Here is a 2,258-nt window from a genome sequence, read left to right on the forward strand (position 1 = left end):
CCCCCCGGCTGCCCCGCGCACGGCATCGGGCCCGGAGGGCTGCACCGCCTCCACGAGACGCCCGACCTGCGAGCGCTGTACCGACGGCTCCGCGACGAGTACGGCCCGGTGGCGCCCGTGCTGCTGCACGACGACGTACCGATCTGGGTGGTCCTCGGCCACGCCGAGAACCTGCACATGGTGCGCACCCCCTCGCAGTTCACCCGGGACAGCCGTATCTGGACCCCGCTGAAGGACGGCACCGTCAAGCCCGACCACCCGCTCATGCCGCACTTCGCCTGGCAGCCCGTCTGCTCCTACGCCGAGGGCGAGGAGCACAAGCGGCTGCGTGGTGCGGTCACCGGCGCCGCGGCGACCGTCGACCCGCGCGGCCTGCGCCGCCACATCGGCCGCGCCACCCAGCGGCTGGTCAACCGGTTCTGCGAGTCGGGCCGCGCCGAACTCGTCGACCAGTTCGCCGAACATCTGCCGATGGCGGTGATGTGCCAGGTCCTCGGCATGCCCGAGGAGTACAACGACCGGATCGTGCAGGCCGCCCGCGACATGCTCAAGGGCACCGAGACGGCGATCGCCAGCAACGAGTACATCATGGGCTGCCTGCGGCGGCTCACCGCACGCCGCCGGGCCCGGCCCGAGGACGACTTCACCAGCCACCTCATCGACCACCCGGCCGGCCTGAGCGACGACGAGGTCAGCCAGCACCTGCGGGTGGTGCTCATCGCCGCCTACGAGGCCACCGCCAACCTGCTGGCCAACACCATCCGCCGGGTGCTCACCGACCCCGGTTTCCGCGCCCAGCTCAACGGCGGGCAGATGACGGTTCCACAGGCGGTCGAGCAGTCCCTGTGGGACGAGCCGCCGTTCAGCACCATCCTCGGCTACTTCGCCAAGCAGGACACCGAGCTCGGCGGCCGGCACATCCGTCAGGGCGACGGGCTGCTGCTCGGCATCGCTCCGGCCAACGTCGACCCGCGGGTACGGCCCGATCCGACGGCCGACATGCAGGGCAACCGCTCCCACCTCGCCTTCAGCGGCGGCCCCCACGAATGCCCCGGCCAGGACATCGGGCGGGCCATCGCCGATGTCGGCGTCGAGGCGCTGCTGATGCGGCTGCCGGACCTGCGGCTCGACTGCGCCGAGGAGGAGCTGCGCTGGACGCAGTCCCTCGCCTCGCAGCACCTGGTGGAGCTGCCGGTGCGGTTCAGCCCGAGGCCGCCGCAGGACGTGACGGCCAAGCCGAGCCACACCCCGCATCCGTTTCCGCAGGCGCGTCCGGCCTGGGAGATCGGCACGGTGCCCACGCCGCCGAGGCCCGTACCACCGCCGCCCGAGCCCCCGGCTGCCCCGAGCGCCGTACCGGCCGGCGGCGCGGGCCGCCCCCAGGGGGTGTGGCAGCGCTTCCTGCGCTGGTGGCGCGGTTACTGACCTCCACCGGGCGAAGGGCTACCGACCCGCCCACCGCGCGAAGGACGACCACGCCTGGAGCTCCCGCCCGCTGGTGAAACGGCGCTCCGCCCCCGTCACCGGGTCGGTGAACTCCAGGGTCCGCGCGAGCAGTTGCAGCGGGCGCCGGAAGTCACCGGCCGGTACGGGGCCGGTCACCACCGGATAGAGCGGATCGCCGAGGATCGGCACGCCCAGCGCGCTCATGTGCACCCGCAGCTGGTGCGTCTGCCCGGTGCCGGGCAGCAGCCGGTAGCGGGCGAGTCCGTCCGCGCGGTGCTCGGCCAGTTCCACCCGCGTGACCGCGTTCGGCTCGCCCGCCACCTCCCGGGCGGCCTGCACCCCGCGCTCCTTCACGATCCGGCTGCGCACGGTCAGCGGCAGGGCGAGCGACGGGTCGTACGACGCCACGGCCTCGTACTCCTTGCGCACCCGGCGGTCGCGGAACAGCGTCTGGTACGCGCCGCGCTCCTCGGGCCGCACCGTGAACAGCACAAGCCCGGCGGTGAGCCGGTCGAGGCGGTGCGCCGCGGTGAGCTCCGGTATGTCCAGCTCCCGCCGCAACCGGGCCAGCGCCGTCTCGGCGACGTGCGAGCCGCGCGGGGTGGTGGCGAGGAAGTGCGGCTTGTCCACGACGACGAGGTGCTCGTCGCGGTGGGCCACCCGAAGCGGGAACGGCACCGGCACCTCGTCGGGCAGCTCCCGGTGGAACCACACGTACATCCCCGGCTCGTACGGCGCGTCGGGCTCCACCGGCCGCCCGTCGGCCCCCACGATCAGCCCGGCCCCGAGCATCGCCTCGATCACCCCGGGCC

General features: G+C 73.7%; 2 protein-coding genes. One reads left to right on the forward strand and one right to left on the reverse strand.

The genetic code is table 11. The features are described 5' to 3' along the window. Positions 1-1,425: cytochrome P450 (locus C1I97_RS35640; RefSeq protein ID WP_111007079.1), on the forward strand; the 1,425-nt coding region annotated here is incomplete at its 5' end. An 18-nt stretch (positions 1,426-1,443) separates the two neighbouring features. Here C1I97_RS35640 and C1I97_RS35645 read toward each other — a convergent pair. Beyond that, positions 1,444-2,258, reverse strand: an 815-nt coding sequence (locus C1I97_RS35645) for an RluA family pseudouridine synthase (protein ID WP_111007080.1), incomplete at its 5' end; no start/stop codon positions are given.

The organism is Streptomyces sp. NTH33 (assembly GCF_003236365.1).
GTDB lineage: Bacteria > Actinomycetota > Actinomycetes > Streptomycetales > Streptomycetaceae > Streptomyces.